A 19942-nucleotide genomic window follows, 5' to 3' on the forward strand; every position below is an offset into this window, starting at 1 on the left:
GTCAAGCCTTGGCAGGCAATTTGTCGTGAATCGGGGAAGGCCGGCGGTCGATCGCGGAACGCGGCGAGGCAATGCGAGCGGGAGGCGAGTCTTGTCCGATCAACGCGGCGGCGCGGCGCGGCTGCCCCAGCCCGCGTGGGCCGCGCGCATCTGGTAACCACGCCGGGCGAAGCCGTAGCCGGTGAGCAGGATCATCACGCCGATCAGGGTGGCGGCCAGTTCGTCCAGGCGCGACAGGCCGGCCCGCGCGCCGGCCAGGGCCAGCGTGGCCAGCAGCAGGGTCAGCGCGTCGGCGCGCAGGTGGCAGGCGCTGGCCTCGATCAGCGCGGCGCCGCCGATCGCCCGGGCGCGCTTGAGCATCCATTGCGAAAGGCCGCCCTTGCCGGCGAGCGCGACGGCCAGCACCGCGAAGGACAGCGCGTCGGGCGAGACGTCGACGGGGGCGTCGAGGCTGGTGGCGGCGTGCCAGATCATCTGGGCGCCGGTGGCGAGCAGCAGCGCGCCCAGGCCGAACAGCGCGACCGGCTCGTAGGTCGGCCGCTGCTCGGGCGGCAGCTTCGCGTCGAGACGGCAGGCCAGCAGCAGCAAGGCGTCGGCCAGCAGGTCGATCGCCGCGTGGATCGTGTCGGCCAGGATCCCCGACGAGTGCGCGGCGTAGGCGGCGCCGGCCTGCGCGATCATCAGCACCAGGTTGACGACGAGGCTCGTCGTCAACACGCGGCTGGTGATGGCATGGACGGACTGGGACGCGCGCGCTGAACTCGGCATAAGGGCGTGGGCTTGGGTGTGCTTGCTGGTCTAGGCCGGACTCTATCGGCGCCAGATGGCAGACCGATGACATCGGGGGGATTGCGGCGGGGCGACGAGGGATGCGGGGATGCGGGAATCCACCGAGGCCGCGAGGCGGTCGGTGTCACAGGCGTGTCATGAAGCGGCTCGACGCGTTGCAGGGCGAGAGCCGGAAAAAGCAACGCCCGCGCCACGCAGTAGCGTGACGCGGGCATCGCGGGATCGGCATCGAACCGCGATGCCGTGACAGGGATCGTTGCCGCTTGGTCGACTCAGCTGGTGCGCTTGCCTCAGTTGGTTGCGGACGCAACTGCTGCGCCGGCTTCCATCAGGCCCGCGCCCGGCGCCATCGCCGTGCACGAGGAGGCGGTGGTGGCCGCGATCTGCGACGCACGCGCGGTGGCCGCGAGCTTCTGCGAGATCTGCGCGGGCGTCAGGTTCGGGTTGCGCGTGAGCATCAGCGAGACCACGCCGGCTACCTGCGGCGCGGCCAGGCTGGTGCCGCTGTTGAGCTGGTAGGTGTCGCTGCCCGGCGAGGTCGTGCCGGTGTTGCTGGTCGACAGGATGTTCGAGCCCGGGGCGCTCAGCGTGATCTCGCTGCTGAAGTTGCTGTACCAGGCGCGCTTGCCGGTGTTGTCGGTGGCGCCCACGGCCACCACGCCGGTGCAGTTGGCGGGACGGTCCTGCGCGTTGGCCAGGCCGTCGTTGCCGGCCGCCACCACCACCGTCACACCGCGCGCGATCACGTCGTTGATTGCCGACTGGAAGGTGCTGCCGCAGGGGCCGTTGCCGCCCAGGCTCAGGTTGATGACCTTGGCCGGCGTGGCATTGTCGGGCACGCCCGGCACCGAGATGCCGGCGGCCCAGCGCATCGCGTCGGCGATGTCGCTGGTGGTGCCGCCGCACTTGCCGAGCGCGCGCACCGGCTGGATCTTGCCGAACCAGTTGGCGCCGGCGATGCCGGTGCCGTTGTTGGCGGTCGCGCCGATCAGGCCGGCCACCTGCGTGCCGTGCCAGCTGCTGTTGCTGGGCGCGCTCGCGCAGTTGTAGAACGGGCTGCTGCTGTCGCTCAGCTCGGCCTGGGTGACCCAGTCGCCCGGGTCGGTGGCGTCGGCGCTGCGGCCGTGGCCGTTGTTGCCGGTGTTGACGTCGCTGATGAAGTCGTAACCGGCCACCAGGTTGCCGGCGATGTCGGCGTGCGGGCGGTAGCCGGTATCGATCACCGCCGTGACGAGGTTCGAGGCGCCGGTGGTGAGCGCCCAGGCAGCCGGCATGTCCACGCCGATCGCCGTATTGAAGTCGTTCCACTGCTGCGAGTACATCGGATCGGACGGCGTGACGGGCGCCAGGTCGCTGGCGAACAGGCGTCGATCCGGTTCCGCGTAGGCCACGTCGCTGTCGGCGGCGAAGCTCTGCGCCAGCGTGGCCGCGTCCGTGGCCGCCACGCGCTTGCCCAGCGAAACCACCGCCGAGCCGTCCGACATGGTGCGTTCGAGCTGGACGTTGTCGAAGCTCGGCAGCGAGCTGCCGTTGCCCGACGATGCGGCCATGATGCGGGCCTGCGAGCGCTGGCTGTTCCATTGCGTCAGCACGCGGCCGATCAGGTTGCTGATGCGGGTGCTGTCCGGCACGGCGGCGGCCATCACGCGGGCACCGTTGGCGCTGCTGGCGGAGGTGGCCGGCGCGAGCTTGACGATCAGGTGGTCGACCGGCGCGTCGAACGGGCTCAGCTCGCTCGGCGAGCTGCTGGTGGGCGTGCCCGTCGAGTTGCCGGAGGAGGTGCTGGTCGAGGTGTTGGTCGCGGCGGCATTGCCTTGCGAGGCCGCCAGCGTGGTGGTGCACATCTGCGAGGTGCTGCCGGAAGCGCCGGTGCCCGAGCTGGACGAGCTGGTGGTGCCGCTGCTGGTGCTGGCCGCGGCGCCCGCCGCCGGGCTGGGCGAATCACCGCCGCCACCACCGCCGCAGCCGGCAATCACGGACGCGATCAGCGTCATCGACACGACGGAGGCCAGGGTACGGATCTGGCCCGGGCGAAGCTGGGCAGGGTGGAAACGCTCGATCTTCATGGAATCACTCGTTCTTTTATCTCGCAACCGCAATCCCGCGGTCAGGGCGGCTGGTTTCCGACGAGACGGCACGACACCCCGGTCGCGCCTGCCGCCATCGCCTTGATGGAAACCAGTCCGTATCTCCTCGCGCCGCGCTGACGCCAGCGACGCGAGCTACTGATTCGGGTAACGGCGGCGTTTAACATTTCTTAATGGTTGAAGTTCGAATCTTGTTCGGCGAAACGGCGCGCTATTCCAGGGCCGGAACGCAATCCGGGAAATGCATGAAAGGATTGGCCTCGATCTTTTGAAAAGGACTGCAAAGACCCCGCTACTCAAGGGATTCGAGGCCATGGAGAAAAACCGGGAAAACCGGAAAAGATTTATGAAAGTCGCTGGGGATTGGCTCGGGGGCTGCTAATCGTCAGAACAATGGATGGACGCAAAGCCGGAAAGCGGAGCGGTTTGGAGGAGGGTCGGCAGACGCCTGTGCCGGGCCGCGTCGGGCACGGTTCGCGGCGCATTCGCGCGACCGATGCGATCATGGCGGGGGCGCGGCGATGCCGGGCAGGGCGCCGCGATGCTTCCGATCGAACCACGCACGACGAGGAACCTTCACCGATGAACGCCAGTTCCCCTTATGGATTGAACCGCTTCAAGGCCGCGCTCGCGGCGCGACGCCGGCAGGTCGGCTTCTGGGTATCGATGGCCGAGCCCTACCTGGCCGAGATCACCGCCACGGCCGGTTTCGACTGGCTGCTGATCGACGGCGAGCACGCGCCGAACGACGTGCGCAGCATCGTGGCGCAACTGCAGGCCGTGGCGCCGTATCGGGCCGAGGCGGTGGTGCGGCCGGTGGAGGGCAGTACCGCGCTGATCAAGCAGTTGCTGGACGCGGGCGCGCGCACGCTGCTGGTGCCGATGGTCGAAACCGCCGAGCAGGCACGCGAACTGGTGGCCGCGGTGCGCTACCCGCCGCGCGGCGTGCGCGGGGTGGGCAGCGCGGTGGCGCGCGCCTCGCGCTGGAACCAGCGCGCCGACTATCTCGACCTGGCCGACGAGGAAGTCTGCCTGCTGGTGCAGGCCGAAAGCGCGACCGCGCTGCGCAACCTCGACGAGATCTGCGCGGTGGACGGCGTGGATGGCGTGTTCATCGGCCCGGCCGACCTGGCCGCCTCGATGGGGCACCGCGGCAACGCGCGGCACGCCGACGTGCAGTTCGCGATCGACGACGCGATCGCGCGCATCATCCGCGCCGGCAAGGCGGCCGGCACGCTGACCGACGACGCGGCGCTGGCGCGCCACTATCTCTCGCTGGGCTGCCTGTTCGTGGCGGTTGGAGTGGACGTGCTGCTTTACGCGAACGCGGTGCGCGCGGTGGCGAATGCCTTCGAGGTGGGGCCCGGCGCCGAGCATTGAGGCGGGGCGGCGGCGCCGTGCCGGGCGGCTTCCGGCCCGGCACGACGCCCGCCCGCTTCAGAACAGGTGATGGATGCCGGTGACGAAGGCCAACTGGCGCGGCGTGCCCGAGGCGCCGACCGAGAAGATCGATGCGCGCGCATCGGTCGTGCCGGTGGCCTGCTGAGCGACCGCCTGCAGATAGACCTGGGTCGACTTCGACAGCGAGTAGACGTCGCCCAGCGTGGCCGTCAGGTAGTGCCGGCCGATGAAGCCGGTGGCCGCGATGCCGCCGACGATCGCATTGGCCGGCGTGCTGAGCCAGGTCGCGCCGGTTTCCCAGGTGCGGTAGCTGTCGGCGAACGAACCCGAGACGATCCGCACGTGGGTGAACACCGCGTGCAGCCGCAGGCGGCCGAAGTCGTAGCGCGCGCCCACGCCGGTGTTCTCGATCTTGTCGGCCACGTAGGACAGCGCCGGCTTGCCCTGGAAGCTGCTCAGGCCGAGCCCCGCCGTGGTATCGCCGAGCATGGGCCCGAGCGCGCGATCGTGCTCGTCGACGTAGGCCGCCGCGATTGCCAGCGGCCCGTTGGTATAGCTGGCGGCGCCGCCGGCGATGCGTCCGTTGGAGAAATCGCCCGCCACGCCGCCGAGCCCGTAGAGCAGGCCGAAGGACAGCCCGTTCCAGACCGCCGAGCGGTACTTGATCAGGTTCGCTTCCTGCGCCGAGGTGGTTTCCACCAGCCCGTCCAGGTTGCCCGGATGCGCGGCCAGCAGGTTGTTGCCCTGGAAGTTGTTGCCGAGCGGCGCGACCCAGTCGTAGTTGAACGAGCTCTGCTCGCCGAGCGTGAGCGTGCCGTAGTGGGTGGACGAAAGGCCGACATAGGCCTGGCGGCTGAACAGCGTGTTGGCGCGCGCCAGGGCGCCGTTGTTGGTGAAGAAGCCGTTCTCGAGGCGGAATACCGCGCTCCAGCCGCCGCCGAGCGCCTCGGTGCCGGTCAGGCCGAATCGATCCGGCTGCGCGACGCCCTGCAGCATGGCGACCTGCGAATGCCCGTCGCGGTTGTTGACGTAGGCAACGCCGGCGTCGAGGCTGCCGTACAGCGTCACGCTGCTCTGCGCGAAAGCCGCCGTGCAGGCCGACGATATCAGTAGTGCGAAGGGAACGGCCGCGCGCGGGCGGCCGATGAACGGAACCATCGGCGTCTCCTGGATTGTTATGGAAGGCGCGGCGGCGGGCTGCCGCCGCGTGCCGTCATTCGACGGCTTCGGCGATGCGCGGCGCGCGCAGGTAGTGCAGGCCCATCACGCCGATCGCGGCGGCGGCGCAGGCGATCGGCACGATCAGCAGCATGAACACGCTCGCCAGCCCGATCGCGCTGGCGATCAGCAGCGCGCCGATGAAGGAGCCGGCGATCGCGCCGAGCCGCCCGACGCCGAGCGCCCAGCTCACCCCGGTGACGCGGCTGCCGGTGGGATAGAAGCCGGCGGCCAGCGCGTTCGCGCCGGTCTGCGAGCCCGCCACCGCGAAGCCGACCCCGAAGATGCCCAGCGAGAGCGACAGCAGCTCCTGGTAGCGCCAGGCCACCAGCAGCACGCAGAGGATGCCGGCGCCGTAGGCGCCCGCCAGCACCGCGTAGGGGTTGCGGCGGTCCATGGCGCGGCCGATCAGGACCGAGCCCACCGTGCCGCCGAGCTGGAACATCGCCGTGACGACGGCGGCCTGGGCCAGGTCGAAGCCGGCATCGCGGAACAGGCTCGGCAGCCAGTTGGTGACCAGGTAGACCACCAGCAGGTTCATCCAGAACACGCACCAGAGCGCCAGCGTGCCGAACTTCAGCGCCGGCGCGAACAACTGCGCCACCGGCGAGCGGCCGGCCAGCCCCGCGGGTTCGTCCACCACGAAGCGGTGCCCGGCGTCGGGCGCCTCGCGCGAGATGCGCCGCAGCAGCGCGGCGATGGTGTCGGCCGGCGCCTGGCGATGGATCAGGAAGCGGATCGATTCGGGCAGCGCGACCAGCATCAGCAGCCCGAGCGCGAGCGGCAGCACGCCGCCGATCAGGAACATCGCGTGCCAGCCGTGGCGCGGGATCACGTGCGCGGCGACGAAGCCCGCCGCGGCCGAGCCGAAGGTGAAGCCGCAGAACATGGTGGTGACCACCAGCGCGCGGCGGCTGCGCGGGCTGTACTCGGAGGTCATGGTGATCGCGTTGGGCATCGCCGCGCCCAGGCCGACGCCGGTCAGCAGCCGGCACAGCGTCAGCAGCGTGATGTTCGGCGCGATCGCCGAGAGCAGGCTGAACAGGCCGAAGCCGAGCACCGAGCCGGTCAGCAGCCGCTTGCGGCCGATCCGGTCGCCGAGCGGGCCGGCGAAGAACGCGCCGATCGCCAGGCCCGCCAGCCCCGAGGCGACCAGCAGGGTGACGGCGGTGGTGGAGGGATGCCAGTCGCCGCGCAGCGCGGGGACCACGAAGCCGATCAGGGCGGTGTCGAGGCCGTCGAGCGCGACGACGGCGAAGCACAGCGTGGCGATCGCGAACTGGAAGCGGGAAAACCGCTGCGCGTCGAGCCAGCGCTGCACGTCGAAAACGTGAGCGGGTTGCACGGGGATGTCTCCTGGTCTGTCTTGTCGTTGTGTTGCGCGCGCGGCCCGGCGCCTGCCGGTGCCGCGCGCGTTGTCGCCCGGCGCGGTTCAGTCGAGGCGGAACAGGCGCCGCGCGTTGTCGCGACCGATCTTCTGGCGATCGTTGTCGTTGATTTCCGCGCGATCGAACCACTGCGCCGCTTCCTCCATGGTCTCGAACGGGTAGTCGGAGGAGAACAGCACGCGGTCGCTGCCGATCTCGTCCATCGCGTTGCGCATCGCGATGGTGCGGAAGTTGCCGCTGGTGGTGAGGTTGAAATTCTCGCGGAAGTAGTCGATGAAGGGCCGCCTGGCCTTCACGCCCAGCGGGTTCTTGCCGTTCGCCGAGGCCCAGTGCGAGGTGCGCCAGATGTTGTTCTGCACCAGCTCGCCGAGGTGGCCGAGGATGATCTGCAGCTTCGGATGCGCATCGAACAGGCCGCTGCCGATCAGGCGCAGCGCATGCACGCCGGTTTCGGGCGAGAAGGCCCAGGCCGGGCCCATCAGCCAGGGATGGCCCTCGATCGAGCGCTGCTGGCTCGGCAGCGGATTGCGCGGATGCAGGTAGAAGGGCACGCCGAGCCGCTCGACCTCGGCCCAGAACGGCCAGTATTGCGGCAGGTCGTAGTAGGTCGAGTCGTCCTCGCTACCGACCTGCGAGAAGCCGTTGACCAGCGCGCCCTGGAAGCCCAGTTCGCCGACCGCGCGCTCGAGCTCGCGCGCGGCCGCCTCCGGGTCCTGCAGCGGCAGCGCGGCGAAGGCGCCGAAGCGCGCGGGGCGGCGCGCCACCTGTTCGGCGAGCAGGTCGTTGGCGCGGCGCGCCACGTCGATCGCGCGCTGGCGATCGGTGATCGCCTGCACGGCCGGCGCGTTCAGCGAGAGGATCGCGTAGCCGATCCCGCAGGCGTCCATGCGCTCGATGCGCTCCTCCTGGAAGTCGAGCAACTGGCGGCGGCGCACCTGCCAGAGGTCGTGGGTGAAGAAGCGTTCGGAATCGCCGATCGTGTCCGGCGACGCGAAGTGTTCCTCGAGAGCAATCTTGTTGTCCATGTGAGATCCGGGAGGGTTGAGGGTAAACCACGGGGCCGCGCCGCTGGGGCGTCCGGGCCGGGTCGATACCAGCTTAGGGATCGCAGGGGGCTCTGTTAAATTGATCGTCTGAATGCCGGCATTCAGCGCATCAATGACCCTCGCCCTCCCCGCCACGCCAATGACGCACGACACCGCGCTGCGCAATATCGATCTCAATCTGCTGCTCGTGTTCGACGTGCTGTATCGCACGCGCAGCACCACGCGCGCGGCGCAGGCGCTGCACCTGACCCAGCCTTCGGTGAGCAACGCGCTCAAGCGGCTGCGCACGCTGTTCGACGACGTGCTGTTCGTGAAGACGGCCGAGGGTATGCAGCCGACGGCGCGCGCCGACCAGATCGCGGCGCTGGTGGATCCGGGGCTGGCTTCGCTGCGGCTGGCGATGCAGGCCGGCAAGCCGTTCGAGCCCGAGGCGGCGGATCGCACCTTCCATCTCTACGTCAGCGACCTGGGGCAGGCGATCTTCATGCCGCGGCTGGTGGCGCACCTGCGCGAGGTGGCGCCGGGGCTGAGGATCGTGACCAGCGATCCTTCGCTGGACGATGCGCAGCAGATGATGAAGCTCGGGCAGATCGACCTGGCGATCGGGATGTTCCAGGGGCTGCACGACGACTTTCACCAGCAGCGGCTGTTTCACGAGAGCTACGTGGCGCTGGTCCGGCATGATCATCCGGCGATCGGGGCGCGGCTCTCGGCGGAGCGCTTCTTCGCGGCGGAGCATGTGGTGTACACGCCGACGGCGGGGAGCCATGCGCGCTTCGAGGCGGCGCTCGACGCGCTCTCGGGACCGGGTGGCAGGGCGAGGCGGGTGGCGCTGCGGCTCGCGCATTCGTTCGGGATCGAGCGGATCGTGGCGTCGAGCGATTTGGTGGCCTGCGTGCCGAGCAGGCTGGCGCGGGTGCTGACCCGGCCGGACGTGCGCGCGCTGGCGCTGCCGTTCGATATCGCGCCGACCGATATCGCGCAGTTCTGGCATGAACGGTTTCATCGCGACGAGGGGCATCGATGGTTGCGGACGCTCGTTTATCGGCTGTTTCATGACGCGAGCCCGAGTGCGCTGGACGGGGCGGCTTGAGGGGCGGCTTGAGGGGCGGCTTGAGGGGCGGCTTGAGGGGCGGCTTGAGGGGGCAGGCTTACGGTTCTTTCGGGCCGAGCCCGGCGCGACAAGGCCGCGGCGGCTTGAGGGGGGCGTTCGCGGGCGTTGGCCTGTTACGGCTGTAACGTGACGCAAGCGCCGCCCGGCTTGGGATGCGCAGGTTTCGCCAGGGCCGGTTGTACATCGCGAAAGATCCGGTAAGACACGGAAATTGCATCCGCGCCCGCAAATTCATACAGTGACGTGCACTCTTTCCCCAAAGAGTGTTATCGAAACGCGGTTGGCCTCGACTCCGGATACCCGGGTCGAGGCGTTTTTTTATCGTCGAGACTTGGACCGATCAGCGATCCTGCCATCGACTTGAACCACCGCATCAAGTGATCGAAAGTGCATAGGCAGCAAGGCCGCATCGAAGTGAGCAAGCTCGCTGGCCCGGCACCGTATTTCCCGCGGCAAAACGAGCCCGCAATCCACCCACTCGAATCGAGCTCATGGCAGACACGCGCGCCATTGAGACGAAACACTCCCTCGTCTTGCCATCGGATCCCCCCACCAAACCATGCGAAGATGCCCCTTCGCCTAACCCGCACCACGCCCGCCGACCGGGCGCCAGCACGGAGACTCGATGAACGAATGGTGGACCGGCGCAGCGGCCGCGGCCTGGCGGACCGGCTTGTGGGATTTGCTCGAGCGCCTCTGGGAATTCCTGGTGCTGGTGTTCCACTTCCTGCTCTGGCTGCTGCGTTTCCTGGGCGGCGGGGGGTGAACGGCCGCGATCCGGAAAGCAAGATTTCAGCAGGAATATACAAGACCACGCGTTTTGGCCCGGCTAATCTCACGGCTCCTTATCCAGCCTCCCCGCCGCCGCGCCAGCCATGCCCACCCGTAAACGCTTCTGGGACGACCCCTACCTGACCCACCTCGATACCACCGTGCTCGCCGTCGACGGCCAGCGCGTCCACGTCAGGGAAACCATCTTCTTCGCGTTCTCGGGAGGGCAGGAGAGCGACGCCGGCACGCTCGGCGGCTACCCCGTGCTGCATGCCGACAAGGAAGGGCTCGACCTGGTCTACACGCTGCCGCCCGATCACCAGCTCCGCGCCGGCGACGGCGTGGCGATCTGGATCGACGGCGCGCGCCGGCTCGGCCTGATGCGCCACCACTTCGCGGCGGAAATGATCCTGCAACTGGTCTACCGGGCGCGCCCGGGCATCGAGCGGATTGGCGCGCACATCGCGGCAGACAAGGCCCGCATCGATTTCGCCAGCGACACCAGCCTGAGCCCGCTGCTGCCGGAACTGGAACAGGAAGCGGCCAGCCTGGTGGCCCGTGCCTTGCCGATCCACACCGCCTTCAGCGACATCGGCGCCGAGCGTCGCTACTGGCGGGTCGAAGGCTTCGCCTCGATGCCGTGCGGCGGCACGCATCCGCGCACCACGGCCGAAGTCGGCGCGCTCACGCTCAAGCGCCGTAACACGGGCAAGGGCAAGGAGCGCATCGAGATCGTGCTGGCACCCCTTGTCGGCAGTGGTTTGAATCGAATTTGAAATCGAATCGACGGCTTCCGGTAAGCCGGCAATCGGACGTCATGAGTCATTGATGGGACGTCATTCATCCGCATCGGGCGCCGCCAAGGCGCCCGATTTCGTTTCAGGGGCGGAAACGAAACGAGGTTAACCCGGAATGATCAGTTGTCTAATGACATATCCCGAAGCGTCCCAACACGCAAAAGAATTTGTCTTCGAGGCTCGGCGGCGGTTGTGTCTCGGCCATCGAAAAATATCGCAAATAACTGAAATATAAGAAAAATAGCTTTTTGTGATGGACCTGCGGCATCAACCCTCTGCGGGTATGCACCAAGTGTACAAGCGTGGTTCCGCCCCGATAGACTCGCTCCCTAGTTGTACGACGTGAGACAGCGGGTGGGCTGCCTGACGGTGGTCAGACGACAACGATGCAAGATGCCGGCCGAGCCGGTCCGCGGGGTGAGCTCCGGACCGATCTTGCCGGGCCCGAGGCGGTGCCGCCCGGGCGGGCAGGCCGGCACATCCAACACGCGATATACCCAGAGGAGACTTGACCATGAAAACGATCTTCACGCGCAAGCGCGTCACCGTAGCGATCGTGGCGGCACTCGCCGCCGTCACGACGCTGTCGGCCGAGGCCCGCGTCTTCCGCTCCGCCGATGTCCACAGCGACAACTTCCCGACGAACATGGCTGTCAAGTTCATGAGCGACGAGATCAAGAAGGCGACGGACGGCAAGGATTCGATCAAGGTTTACGGCAACAGCGCGCTCGGTTCGGAAAACGAGACGGTCGACCAGGTGCGCCTGGGCGCGATCGACATGGTTCGCGCCAACGGCGCCGCCTTCAACGAGATCGTGCCGGAATCGATGATCCCGTCGTTTCCGTTCCTGTTCCGCGACATCGAGCACTTCCGCAACGTGATGTACGGCCCGGAAGGCCAGAAGATCCTCGACGCGTTCAAGGCCAAGGGCATGATCGCGCTGACCTTCTATGAAAGCGGCGCGCGCTCGATCTACGCCAAGCGCCCGGTCAAGTCGCCGGCCGACATGAAGGGCCTCAAGGTGCGCGTGCAACCTTCGGACCTGATGGTCGACGAGATCAAGGCGATGGGCGGCACGCCCACGCCGATGCCGTTCTCCGAGGTCTACACGGGCCTGAAGACGGGCCTGGTGGATGCCGCCGAGAACAACCTGCCGTCCTACGACGAAACCAAGCACTACGAAGTGGCCAACGTGTTCTCGGAAACGCAGCACGCGATGACGCCGGAAGTGCTGGTGTTCTCCAAGAAGGTGTGGGACACGCTGAGCCCGCAGGAGCAGGCCATCATCAAGAAGGCGGCCGCCGATTCGGTGCCGTACTACGTGCAGCTCTGGACGGCGCGTGAGGCCGATGCGCGCAAGGCCGTGCTCAAGGGCGGCGCGACCATCGTGCCGGCCGCGCAGATCGACCGTGCCGCGTTCGTGAAGGCGATGCAGCCGCTCTGGACCAAGTACGAGAAGACCCCGCAGATGAAGCAGATCGTCGACGAGATCCAGGCGATCAAGTAATACGCGGCGCGCGGCCCTGGAAGGGGCCGCGCCAGCGCCCCGGCGGCCGCGCGAGGTTTCGCCGGCCGCCTTTTCTGTCCGATGAGGTTCGAAAATGAGGTTCATCAAGCACTCGAACGACGTGCTGTTCATGGCGCTGGCCGTCATCGCGTCGGCGAGTCTCGTCGTGCTGACGGCGCTCGTGTTCTACGCGGTCGTGATGCGCTATGTGTTCAACAACGCCCCTGATTTCGTCGAGCCGATCGCGCTGCTGCTGGTGATCGTGATCGCGATGTTCGGCGCCGCGATGAAGGTGCGCGACGGCGGCCATATCGGCCTCGACTCGTTCGTGCGCCGGCTCTCGCCCAAGGGCCAGTCGATCATCCACGGGTTCCAGCATCTCTGCCTGATGGCGTTCGCGGTGGCGCTGATCCTCGGCTGCCTGGAGATGGCCGAAACCACCTTCGAGGACCGGATTCCGATCATCGGCCTGCCCGAATCGGTGCGCTACCTGATCCCGCTGCCGGCCGGTATCGCCATCATCCTGTTCTCGCTCGAGCACCTGCTTGCGCTGTGCAAGCGCAACCGAACCTGATCCACACATGGAACTCGCAATCCTCTCCATCAGCTTCCTGCTGCTGCTTTTCCTCGGGGTGCCCGTCTCGTTCGCGCTCGGGCTAGCGTGCGTGGCCACCTACCTGGCCGAGGGCCTGCCGATCGCCACCTCGATGCAGTCGGTGATCTCCGGGATGAACGCGTTCTCGTTCCTGGCGGTGCCGTTCTTCATCTTCTCCGGCGAGCTGATGCTGCATGGCGGCATCGCGGACCGCATCCTGAAGTTCGCGCAGGCGATCGTCGGCCACTTCCGCGGCGGCCTGGGCATGGCCAACGTGGTGGCGTGCACGCTGTTCGGCGGCGTGTCCGGCTCGCCCACCGCCGATACCTCGGCGATGGGCGGCGTGGTGATCCCGCTGATGAAGCGCGAAGGCTACAGCGCCGCCTACGCGGTCAACGTGACCACCCACGCCTCGCTGGCCGGCGCGCTGATGCCGACCTCGACCAACATGATCATCTACGCGTTCGCCGCGCAGGGGATCACGGGCATGCTCAACGGTCATCCGGTGAGCGGCGTGTCGATCGGCGACCTGCTGTTCTCGGGCCTGCTGCCGGTGCTGTGGGTGATGGGCTTCGTGCTGATCGCCGCCTACTGGCAGGCGCGCCGCTACGGCTTCCCGCGCCGCGAGGACGGCAGCACGGCGCTGCTGAAGTTTCCGGGCTGGTACGCGGTGGCACGCTCCTTCGTGGGCGCATTGCCGGGCCTCGGCGTGATCGCGATCATCCTGGTGTGCGTGGCCAAGGGCATCGCCACCGCCACCGAGGCGGCCGCGATCGCGGTGGTCTACTCGCTGGTGCTGACCATCTTCGTGTATCGCACGCTGACCATGAAGAAGCTGTGGCGCGCGCTGTCGCACGCGGCTCGCACCACCGGCGTGGTGCTGCTGCTGATCGCCGTGTCCAACATGCTGCGCTTCCAGATGTCCTACCTGGAGATCCCGGACGCGATCGAGCACCTGCTGCTGCAGTCGAACGCCCAGCCCTGGTTGATGCTGCTGTACATCAACATCCTCCAGGTGTTCCTCGGCACCTTCGTGGACATGGCGGCGCACATCCTGATCACCACGCCGCTGTTCCTGCCGATCGCGATGGCCTGCGGCGTCGGCCCGGTGCAGTTCGGGATCATGCTGCTGCTGAACTGCTCGCTCGGCCTGGTGCATCCGCCGATCGGCTCGGTGCAGTTCGTCGGCTGCGCGATCGGCGAGGTGTCGATCGGCGAGACCACCAAGACCGCCTGGCCGTATTACCTGGCGATCTTCAGCGCGATCAATATCGTCACGTACTGGCCGTTCTTCTCGACCTGGCTGCCGAGCGTGATCAGCGGACATCCGGTGTTCTGATCCGATCCGGCTGCAATGGATGGACCGACGGCGGGCGCGGAGCAATCCGCGTCCGCCGTCTTGTTTTCGGGCGGGCATGAAAAAGGCCGCATTGCTGCGGCCTGTCTTGCATGGCGGCGGGCTCCGTTCAAACCCGCGTCGCGATCGTCAATTCCACCAGCCTTGCCCGGAAAGTCCGCAGGCCAGTTCTTCGATGCCGCTGCGCCACCACCACGAATCGGAGCAGGAGTTGACGAGCGCGGTCTGGAATCGCGCCGGTTCGGAAACCGCCGGGCTCGGCGGTGCCGTGAAGGCGACGGCGCCTTGCAGGGGCGTGGCGCCCGCCGGCACGAGGGCCGCGGCCGCGTGAGCCGGCGAGAGGGACGCATTCACCGAAGCCATCGCCAGCGGGGCGGACAGCAGCGACACGGCGGCCAGCACCGCGGCCACATGATTTGCACAAGGAACATGACGCATATTCTTCTCCGGAAGTAATAGACGACCACTTGTCGATTTTGGAATCTCAATCCCCCATTGAGATGCAGTTGATAATGTGTTGTGCGTAACAAAGAAGCGGTCTCTCGCGCATCCGGATCGCGTTCATTCGATATTTGATTTTGGGTCCTGCAGGGCGCCGGCACGTGCATGATACGAACGGCGACCGTCCTTTCACGCGGAAAAAATCCTCTCGGACGTAAAAATGGTAGCAGCTACGCCGCGGGGATTTTTGCCCCAGCGTCTCCAAAGCTTGACGCTGCGTTTCGACGAAGGATCAGGAATCCAGGCGATCGAGCATGTCGCGCAGCGATGCCGCGGAATGTTTCGCGAGTGACGAAGCGGGCAGGCGAGCCTCGCGCGAGGCGGCGCGTTCGCGAGCCTCGCTGGGCGAGCAGCCGAAAGCATTTCGGAAGCTTCGGCTGAAGTGGGATTCGCTCTTGAAGCCGTACTGGAATGCCAGCGTCGACAGGCGCTGCCGGCTCGATCCGGCTTCCTCGAGAAGCTTGCGGATCTTCACCAGGCGGCGATGCCGGATATAGGCGGCAACGCCTGTCTCGTGCGAAAACAGCCGATACAGATGCGCGCGCGAGATGCCGATGTCGCGGCAGATCCGCGATGGCGTGAGATCCGCCGACTTCAGATGCGCATCGATATAGGCACGCACCCGCAACATCACGGCCTGGTCGATTTCCACCTCGGCTTCGCCGAGCGTGCGTGCCGTCGGTGTCAGCGCGGCCGAGACCAGCGCCAGGGTCGCGCGTTCGACGTTGGGCATGTCGGCGGGCGCGAGATGCGGCAATTGACGTTGCAGCGCGAACAGGTGATCACCCAGCAAGGCGCTCAAGGGCCCCTGCAGGACGGCGCCGTGCAGGTTGGCGGATCGGATGGGCGCGGGCAGCAAGTCCCGCGCGATCGTCAGGATCAGCGTGTCGCCCGCGACGATTTCCGAATCGAGCTCGTAGGCCAGATCCAGCACGTAGAGATTCGACGCCTCGGCGTGAATCGGCGTGCGCGCCGCGTATCCCGACAGGGAGTGGGTGATGCCTAGGCAGAGGTAGAAGTGATCGAGGCCGTCGCGACGGATCATGGCCGGCGATCGCTTGACGCCGTAATGCACCGGCTCGTGCTGGCCGATCCACTTGCCGCATCCCATCAACAGCGAGCCGACATAACCGGTGCTCAGATCGTAGTTGAAACGATGGGCCAGCGATCGTTCGATCTCGACATCGAAGATCGCGTTGACTTCGTCTCGCCAGACCTCGAATCGTTGCTCTGCCGAGTAGGCATCGGTGCGGAAGTGATAGAAAAAGGGATTCAATCTTGATTCTCCTTTTACCGGCTCGACTGCGAGGTATCCGTGCGGTGATATTGCCTCGTTTCACTCCATGCCGAATCGTGTCGCGCGTGCTGACGCTGTTATCGTGCGGCCGGCTCCGAATCCGCCGCCTTCAAGCGATCTCTTCTCACCCAGCCCTTGATCGGTCCATTTTTTCTCGCGCTCAGGTAAACGACGGAGGTAAAGCCCCGATACGTTCGATCGGCCTGGACGGATTCGCCGCTCAGGATGAACACGCCGGGCGTCCTGCATGCATCGTCGGGCGCCGAGTGGAACGGTAGTCGCCCGTTTCCGACCACGATCATCCTGCTTAGGGTTGGCGGCAGACGAGTCGAGGCCTGCGAGGCTTGCTCGTCGAGAGCGTCACAGCGTTGCGTCATGCTGGGCGTCTCACGAAGACAATCCGAAACGAATTTCCGGTACTTTGCCTGATCCACCGCGAGCAGGTCCGGGTGATCGGGATCGCGCGTCATATCGAGTGCCTTCATCGCCCTGGTATCCAGGTTGACCCAGCCGATCGTCACCTGGTCGTCGGGATTGTCCGCGCCCTTGGCGGACAGGGACAGTCTCACACTGTAGACGCCGTCGGATTCATCGGCGATACCCACCTGGATATCCTGCTTCTTCATCGAACTGCGCTCGAGCGGGGGCAGGATCAAGGCGCTCAGCTCGCCGCTGCAGACTTCGGGCGAGGCATGGGCGAATGCAGCGCCCGAGGCAAGCATCGCGGCGCAGAGAACAGCGTGCTTCATCGCAATCCGGTGGTTCGGCATGGTGGCTAATGTCGTCGGTGGAATGGCTGCGGATGATGCAGGATATCAAGCTCGTCGCCAACCCAGGATGCGAGTCGTGAGATGATGCGCCAAGACTACGATGGGATGGAACATGGCAACGACTTTCGATGAAGCAACCGCGGCGGCGATCGCCGCGTTTGCCCAACTGGATTTCCACACCGCGGCGCAGGCGATGCGCGCCGAAGCCGACTACGATCACGAGCGCGACCTGTGGATCACGCGCTATATCGACGAACAGGGCGGCGGCGAGGACGACGACGAATACGATGCCCTGCACGAGGAAGCCCAGACCACGCCGGAGTTCATGCAGTTCATCGATGCCGCGCGCAAGGAAATCCTCGAGTACTTCGGCGTGACCGACGAACAACTGGACTGGGTGATCCTGCTGCGCGAAGACGACAGCGACGCGCTGTGGGCGGAGGTCAACCGGCAACGCAACGCGCTGGGAACCGGCGAGGTGCGGGGGGATCTTTGAGCGCTGGATGTCCGGCTCGGGTAAAGGCGGACATCCAGTCTTGGGTGCCGACACGAGCGCCGGCGGTATCCCATGTACGCCGGCAGGTCAAAAAATGCGGGTGATGGCGGATAGTGTCGCAATTCCGGCTACCACGCTCAAAAGTGCATTCCTCCACTTCAGATAGCTGGCGGCAACGACGCAGAGTGCTCCGATTTTCTGAGTCAGCAGGAACCAAGCCGGCGAGGCGTTTCCACTGATCGAATGGGAGATGAGTACGACCATGACGCAGAGCGGCAAGTCGCGGTTGAGCCGGAGCACCCAGGGGGAGCGGAGCCGTGATTTGCTCAAGACCAGCGGGGCTGCGCGCAGCATGATGGTGATTCCGCTCATGACAGCGATGGAAAGCCATTGATTCAACATTTGCATGGTGTGCGATGCTCAAAAGGGCTTTTCCACGGTGTTTTTCTGGACGGCTCCGATCGATAGCAGTGCACCCAAGCCAAGAGCGAGTGCCGAGATCAATGCGTAATCGGGGAACGCCATTCTGGCGACGCAATAGGCTACAGGCCCCAAGGCGATCGGTAGCCAATTGCGCCGGGACAGGTATTGTTCGATGGCGAGGATGGTGAACAAGGCCGGAAGCGCGAAATCGAGGTTCGGAATCCAGTGCGCGATGCGCGAGCCCAGGATCGCGCCCAGCGCTGTTCCGGCGATCCAGTAGACATGGTTGACGAGGCTGATTTTCAGCATCAGGGCTGATTTGGCTTTGTCGGGGGTTGTCGCCAATACCGAATAGTTTTCGTCAGTCAATGCCGCGATGACATAGGTCTTTGGCAGCATTTTCCTTGGCAGGTGGTCGATGAGCGGTATGGCATAGAGAATATGGCGAAGATTGACAAGCAGGGTCGTCAGCGCCACGGCAGCAATCCCGGATGCGCCAGCCAACATCGGAACTGCGGCAAACTGCAGTGCCCCCGCGAAGACGAAGACGCTCATGCCGATGCTTATCGTTTGTGACAAGCCGGCCTGCACCGCGAGCACGCCAAATGCGAATCCCGTAGGCAGATAACCCATGCCGACCGGCAGCGTCAGCCGAAACACATCCCTCCAGGCGGCATCCTTCACGATGCGCTCTCAGTGGAAGACATGGCGTCCGACATCTTGTACACGGAGAATGCCTTGATCAATGATCGAATCGAGGCTTCGTCGCCGAAAAGGCCGACGCAGACGATTCGGGCCACACCCCGCACGGCATGGAGCGTTGCCGCGCGTTGTTCATCTGCGGTGCGGCCCAGCATGGTGTCGATGAATACGTTATGCGCGATCCCGGCCTGCTTCAGGCCGAGAACGAGTTTTTCCAGGTGAGGTGATTTTTTTGCGCGCAGCACGACCACGGGATATTCGCTGATCCGGCTCTCGACCTCGAAGCCGGGGCTCGGATAGTCCAACAGATTCCAGTCGCCGGCATTTCGCGCCCCGATCAGGCCAATGGCGACATGGCCCATTGCATTCATCAGGACAGGGGCCGTGAATTCGGTGTTGAGGACGAGGATGGTTTTACGGGAATTGTTTTCGTAGGCCATTGTTCACTCACTTCGATTGTTTCGTTACCCATGGATTGCTCGGTGGGCAGTTCGTATCGGCAACTGATGCTTTCCAGCCAGCCGAACTGATGCGCGAGCATGTGTGGCATACCCCACAGTTCGCGACGAGAGAATCCTGGTTTGTCGCCGTCGGCGATGGCGATTTCACGAAGATGGAGGCTGCGATGCCAATCTCGGGCATCTTGGCCAGCCATATGCGCAAGGTGATGCCAGTCGTGAGCGGGGAGATCCGATACGAGGCAGGCAAGGCGCGTGGGCAAGTGCAGGAAGCTCATCTTCACGCTCCATAGGAAAACCTGTCCGGTGAACGTCAAGGATGGAATGAAACCCTGGCGCCTGATGGGGAATTTTTCTCCGCAGAATCGCCCCCAGCAGCGTTCCTTGTATTGCTCCCGGTTTTCGACCGGACCCGCTGATACATTCCAGGCGTGTTCGGTGAGGAACTGGAGCAAGGCACTGATGTGGTAGAGCGGGAATAGCGGAATGATGATCGCGACGGTGAATGCTTTCCATCCCGCTGCATTGAATAGAACCGCGTATCCACATGCCACCATGACAGAAAAGACAATGGCCGAGGGTTTTGCCGTGATGAAGGTCGATTTGAGTCGATTCCTGGCAAACAGGAAATGGAATGTAGGACTGAAGATTATCACCCAGAGATTCGTCCAGAGTTCCCGCTTCGTTCGGCCAGGGATGAAACCGAGAAGGGCGAGGAAGGCCGCATCGGCATCTTTCCTGGTCGTGAAGAACGTGGAGTTGTGATGCTCGAGATGTTCTTTTCGATATTCGTCTCGATTCTGGATAAACAGGAGCGCGGGGGCGAGATGCGAGTAGACCAGGTTGATCGCGGCGCGGTTGAAGAGTCGATTATGAATGGCATGATGCAGGTGAGTAACCTGAATTTTTCTTAGCAAGCCGACGAGAAGAATCCAGAGTGCGTTGATTCCACACCATGCCGGCAGGGAATCTTGCCTTGAGAGAGACAGGAGAGCCAGTTCGGCCAAGCCCGCCAGGAGCAATGTCCCGATCACATCCAGCCATCGTGGTAGATGAAATTGCGATTCCTTCGCGGTCAATGGTTTCCCGGTGAGCCAGGTGAGCAAGGGCTGAATCAGTCGCGGCAATCCGGCCATGGACTCTCTCGTTTTCGTTTCAAATCGATTCCAGTTCTTCATGCTTGATTGATATTGAAGAGATGGCCCGCTAGCCATGAGTGATTGCG

Annotated in this window: 20 protein-coding genes; 8 read left to right on the forward strand and 12 right to left on the reverse strand. The window is 65.3% G+C overall.

Annotated elements, in window-relative coordinates:
• Positions 1-99 precede the first annotated feature (99 nt).
• Both FB600_RS09585 and FB600_RS09590 read right to left on the reverse strand, forming a co-directional pair.
• On the reverse strand, positions 100-768 hold the full coding sequence (locus FB600_RS09585) for a cation transporter (protein ID WP_096750920.1): 669 nt from the start codon (positions 766-768) through the stop codon (positions 100-102).
• Between the two features lie 311 nt (positions 769-1079).
• On the reverse strand, positions 1080-2855 hold the full coding sequence (locus tag FB600_RS09590) for a S8 family peptidase (RefSeq protein WP_145756653.1): 1776 nt from the start codon (positions 2853-2855) through the stop codon (positions 1080-1082).
• Between the two features lie 603 nt (positions 2856-3458).
• Here FB600_RS09590 and hpaI point away from each other — a divergent pair.
• Positions 3459-4256 (forward strand): 4-hydroxy-2-oxoheptanedioate aldolase, encoded by a 798-nt coding sequence (hpaI, locus tag FB600_RS09595; protein ID WP_036031495.1) that lies wholly within the window; start codon positions 3459-3461, stop codon positions 4254-4256.
• 57 nt (positions 4257-4313) lie between these two features.
• On the opposite strand, the gene FB600_RS09600 is transcribed toward hpaI, so the two are convergent.
• From FB600_RS09600 to FB600_RS09610, 3 genes are all read right to left on the reverse strand, one after another.
• Positions 4314-5435: a porin gene (locus tag FB600_RS09600; RefSeq protein WP_098152114.1), complete on the reverse strand. Its 1122-nt coding sequence runs from the start codon at positions 5433-5435 to the stop codon at positions 4314-4316.
• Positions 5436-5490: 55 nt separating this feature from the next.
• A complete protein-coding gene (locus FB600_RS09605) occupies positions 5491-6840 on the reverse strand; it encodes an MFS transporter (protein WP_105820915.1) in 1350 nt (449 codons plus the stop codon).
• 87 nt (positions 6841-6927) lie between these two features.
• A complete protein-coding gene (locus FB600_RS09610) occupies positions 6928-7908 on the reverse strand; it encodes an amidohydrolase family protein (RefSeq protein ID WP_096750924.1) in 981 nt (326 codons plus the stop codon).
• Between the two features lie 160 nt (positions 7909-8068).
• On the opposite strand from FB600_RS09610, the gene FB600_RS09615 reads away from it, so the two are divergent.
• The 6 genes from FB600_RS09615 (at position 8069) to FB600_RS09635 (ending at position 14052) form a co-directional block, all read left to right on the forward strand.
• Positions 8069-9022, forward strand: a complete 954-nt coding sequence (locus FB600_RS09615) for a LysR family transcriptional regulator (protein WP_096750925.1) — start codon at positions 8069-8071, stop codon at positions 9020-9022.
• Between the two features lie 646 nt (positions 9023-9668).
• Entirely contained in the window at positions 9669-9809 is a 141-nt protein-coding gene (locus FB600_RS37145) for a hypothetical protein (protein ID WP_017919173.1), read from the forward strand.
• Between the two features lie 109 nt (positions 9810-9918).
• Positions 9919-10590, forward strand: a complete 672-nt coding sequence (locus FB600_RS09620; RefSeq protein WP_098182823.1) for an alanyl-tRNA editing protein — start codon at positions 9919-9921, stop codon at positions 10588-10590.
• 535 nt (positions 10591-11125) lie between these two features.
• Positions 11126-12118 carry a TRAP transporter substrate-binding protein gene (locus tag FB600_RS09625; RefSeq protein ID WP_096750927.1) on the forward strand — a complete coding sequence of 331 codons (993 nt, stop codon included), beginning with the start codon at positions 11126-11128 and terminating at the stop codon, positions 12116-12118.
• 94 nt (positions 12119-12212) lie between these two features.
• Positions 12213-12692 (forward strand): TRAP transporter small permease, encoded by a 480-nt coding sequence (locus tag FB600_RS09630; protein ID WP_013690060.1) that lies wholly within the window; start codon positions 12213-12215, stop codon positions 12690-12692.
• Between the two features lie 7 nt (positions 12693-12699).
• Positions 12700-14052 carry a TRAP transporter large permease gene (locus FB600_RS09635; RefSeq protein WP_017919171.1) on the forward strand — a complete coding sequence of 451 codons (1353 nt, stop codon included), beginning with the start codon at positions 12700-12702 and terminating at the stop codon, positions 14050-14052.
• Positions 14053-14199: 147 nt separating this feature from the next.
• Here FB600_RS09635 and FB600_RS09640 read toward each other — a convergent pair whose 3' ends face one another.
• From FB600_RS09640 to FB600_RS09650, 3 genes are all read right to left on the reverse strand, one after another.
• The gene (locus FB600_RS09640) at positions 14200-14508 is read right to left on the reverse strand and encodes a hypothetical protein (RefSeq protein WP_124076781.1); all 309 of its coding nucleotides are present in this window, start codon (positions 14506-14508) and stop codon (positions 14200-14202) included.
• A gap of 295 nt (positions 14509-14803) precedes the next feature.
• Positions 14804-15847, reverse strand: a complete 1044-nt coding sequence (locus FB600_RS09645) for an AraC family transcriptional regulator (protein WP_145756655.1) — start codon at positions 15845-15847, stop codon at positions 14804-14806.
• Positions 15848-15945: 98 nt separating this feature from the next.
• Positions 15946-16638: a hypothetical protein gene (locus tag FB600_RS09650; RefSeq protein WP_244123698.1), complete on the reverse strand. Its 693-nt coding sequence runs from the start codon at positions 16636-16638 to the stop codon at positions 15946-15948.
• 112 nt (positions 16639-16750) lie between these two features.
• Between FB600_RS09650 and FB600_RS09655 the strand changes: the two genes are divergently transcribed.
• Positions 16751-17134 (forward strand): hypothetical protein, encoded by a 384-nt coding sequence (locus FB600_RS09655; protein ID WP_044274916.1) that lies wholly within the window; start codon positions 16751-16753, stop codon positions 17132-17134.
• 87 nt (positions 17135-17221) lie between these two features.
• Here the strand turns inward: FB600_RS09655 and FB600_RS09660 are convergent, their stop codons facing one another.
• Genes FB600_RS09660 through FB600_RS09675 form a run of 4 tightly spaced genes read right to left on the reverse strand, consistent with a single transcriptional unit; the run spans position 17222 to position 19895 of the window.
• Positions 17222-17542: an AzlD domain-containing protein gene (locus FB600_RS09660; RefSeq protein ID WP_096750929.1), complete on the reverse strand. Its 321-nt coding sequence runs from the start codon at positions 17540-17542 to the stop codon at positions 17222-17224.
• 12 nt (positions 17543-17554) lie between these two features.
• Entirely contained in the window at positions 17555-18241 is a 687-nt protein-coding gene (locus tag FB600_RS09665; protein ID WP_244118180.1) for an AzlC family ABC transporter permease, read from the reverse strand.
• Entirely contained in the window at positions 18238-18699 is a 462-nt protein-coding gene (locus FB600_RS09670) for a DUF2000 family protein (protein ID WP_145756657.1), read from the reverse strand. The genes FB600_RS09665 and FB600_RS09670 overlap by 4 nt, the downstream gene beginning before the upstream one ends.
• Positions 18630-19895 carry a stearoyl-CoA 9-desaturase gene (locus FB600_RS09675; protein ID WP_127840923.1) on the reverse strand — a complete coding sequence of 422 codons (1266 nt, stop codon included), beginning with the start codon at positions 19893-19895 and terminating at the stop codon, positions 18630-18632. The genes FB600_RS09670 and FB600_RS09675 overlap by 70 nt, the downstream gene beginning before the upstream one ends.
• Positions 19896-19942: the final 47 nt, after the last annotated feature.

Origin of the sequence: Burkholderia sp. SJZ089 (assembly GCF_007828315.1) — a bacterium.
In the GTDB taxonomy this organism is placed as follows: Bacteria; Pseudomonadota; Gammaproteobacteria; order Burkholderiales; family Burkholderiaceae; genus Burkholderia; species Burkholderia gladioli.

Bases quoted from the DNA above. Each gene is read 5' to 3' on its own strand.
- FB600_RS09660 (WP_096750929.1), bottom strand. From the start codon at position 17,542: ATGCAAATGTTGAATCAATGGCTTTCCATCGCTGTCATGAGCGGAATC.
- hpaI (WP_036031495.1), top strand. From the start codon at position 3,459: ATGAACGCCAGTTCCCCTTATGGATTGAACCGCTTCAAGGCCGCGCTC.
- FB600_RS09655 (WP_044274916.1), top strand. From the start codon at position 16,751: ATGGCAACGACTTTCGATGAAGCAACCGCGGCGGCGATCGCCGCGTTT.
- FB600_RS09670 (WP_145756657.1), bottom strand. From the start codon at position 18,699: ATGGCCTACGAAAACAATTCCCGTAAAACCATCCTCGTCCTCAACACC.
- FB600_RS09650 (WP_244123698.1), bottom strand. From the start codon at position 16,638: ATGCCGAACCACCGGATTGCGATGAAGCACGCTGTTCTCTGCGCCGCG.
- FB600_RS37145 (WP_017919173.1), top strand. From the start codon at position 9,669: ATGAACGAATGGTGGACCGGCGCAGCGGCCGCGGCCTGGCGGACCGGC.
- FB600_RS09615 (WP_096750925.1), top strand. From the start codon at position 8,069: ATGACGCACGACACCGCGCTGCGCAATATCGATCTCAATCTGCTGCTC.
- FB600_RS09600 (WP_098152114.1), bottom strand. From the start codon at position 5,435: ATGGTTCCGTTCATCGGCCGCCCGCGCGCGGCCGTTCCCTTCGCACTA.
- FB600_RS09610 (WP_096750924.1), bottom strand. From the start codon at position 7,908: ATGGACAACAAGATTGCTCTCGAGGAACACTTCGCGTCGCCGGACACG.
- FB600_RS09675 (WP_127840923.1), bottom strand. From the start codon at position 19,895: ATGAAGAACTGGAATCGATTTGAAACGAAAACGAGAGAGTCCATGGCC.
- FB600_RS09635 (WP_017919171.1), top strand. From the start codon at position 12,700: ATGGAACTCGCAATCCTCTCCATCAGCTTCCTGCTGCTGCTTTTCCTC.
- FB600_RS09620 (WP_098182823.1), top strand. From the start codon at position 9,919: ATGCCCACCCGTAAACGCTTCTGGGACGACCCCTACCTGACCCACCTC.
- FB600_RS09625 (WP_096750927.1), top strand. From the start codon at position 11,126: ATGAAAACGATCTTCACGCGCAAGCGCGTCACCGTAGCGATCGTGGCG.
- FB600_RS09630 (WP_013690060.1), top strand. From the start codon at position 12,213: ATGAGGTTCATCAAGCACTCGAACGACGTGCTGTTCATGGCGCTGGCC.
- FB600_RS09640 (WP_124076781.1), bottom strand. From the start codon at position 14,508: ATGCGTCATGTTCCTTGTGCAAATCATGTGGCCGCGGTGCTGGCCGCC.
- FB600_RS09585 (WP_096750920.1), bottom strand. From the start codon at position 768: ATGCCGAGTTCAGCGCGCGCGTCCCAGTCCGTCCATGCCATCACCAGC.
- FB600_RS09590 (WP_145756653.1), bottom strand. From the start codon at position 2,855: ATGAAGATCGAGCGTTTCCACCCTGCCCAGCTTCGCCCGGGCCAGATC.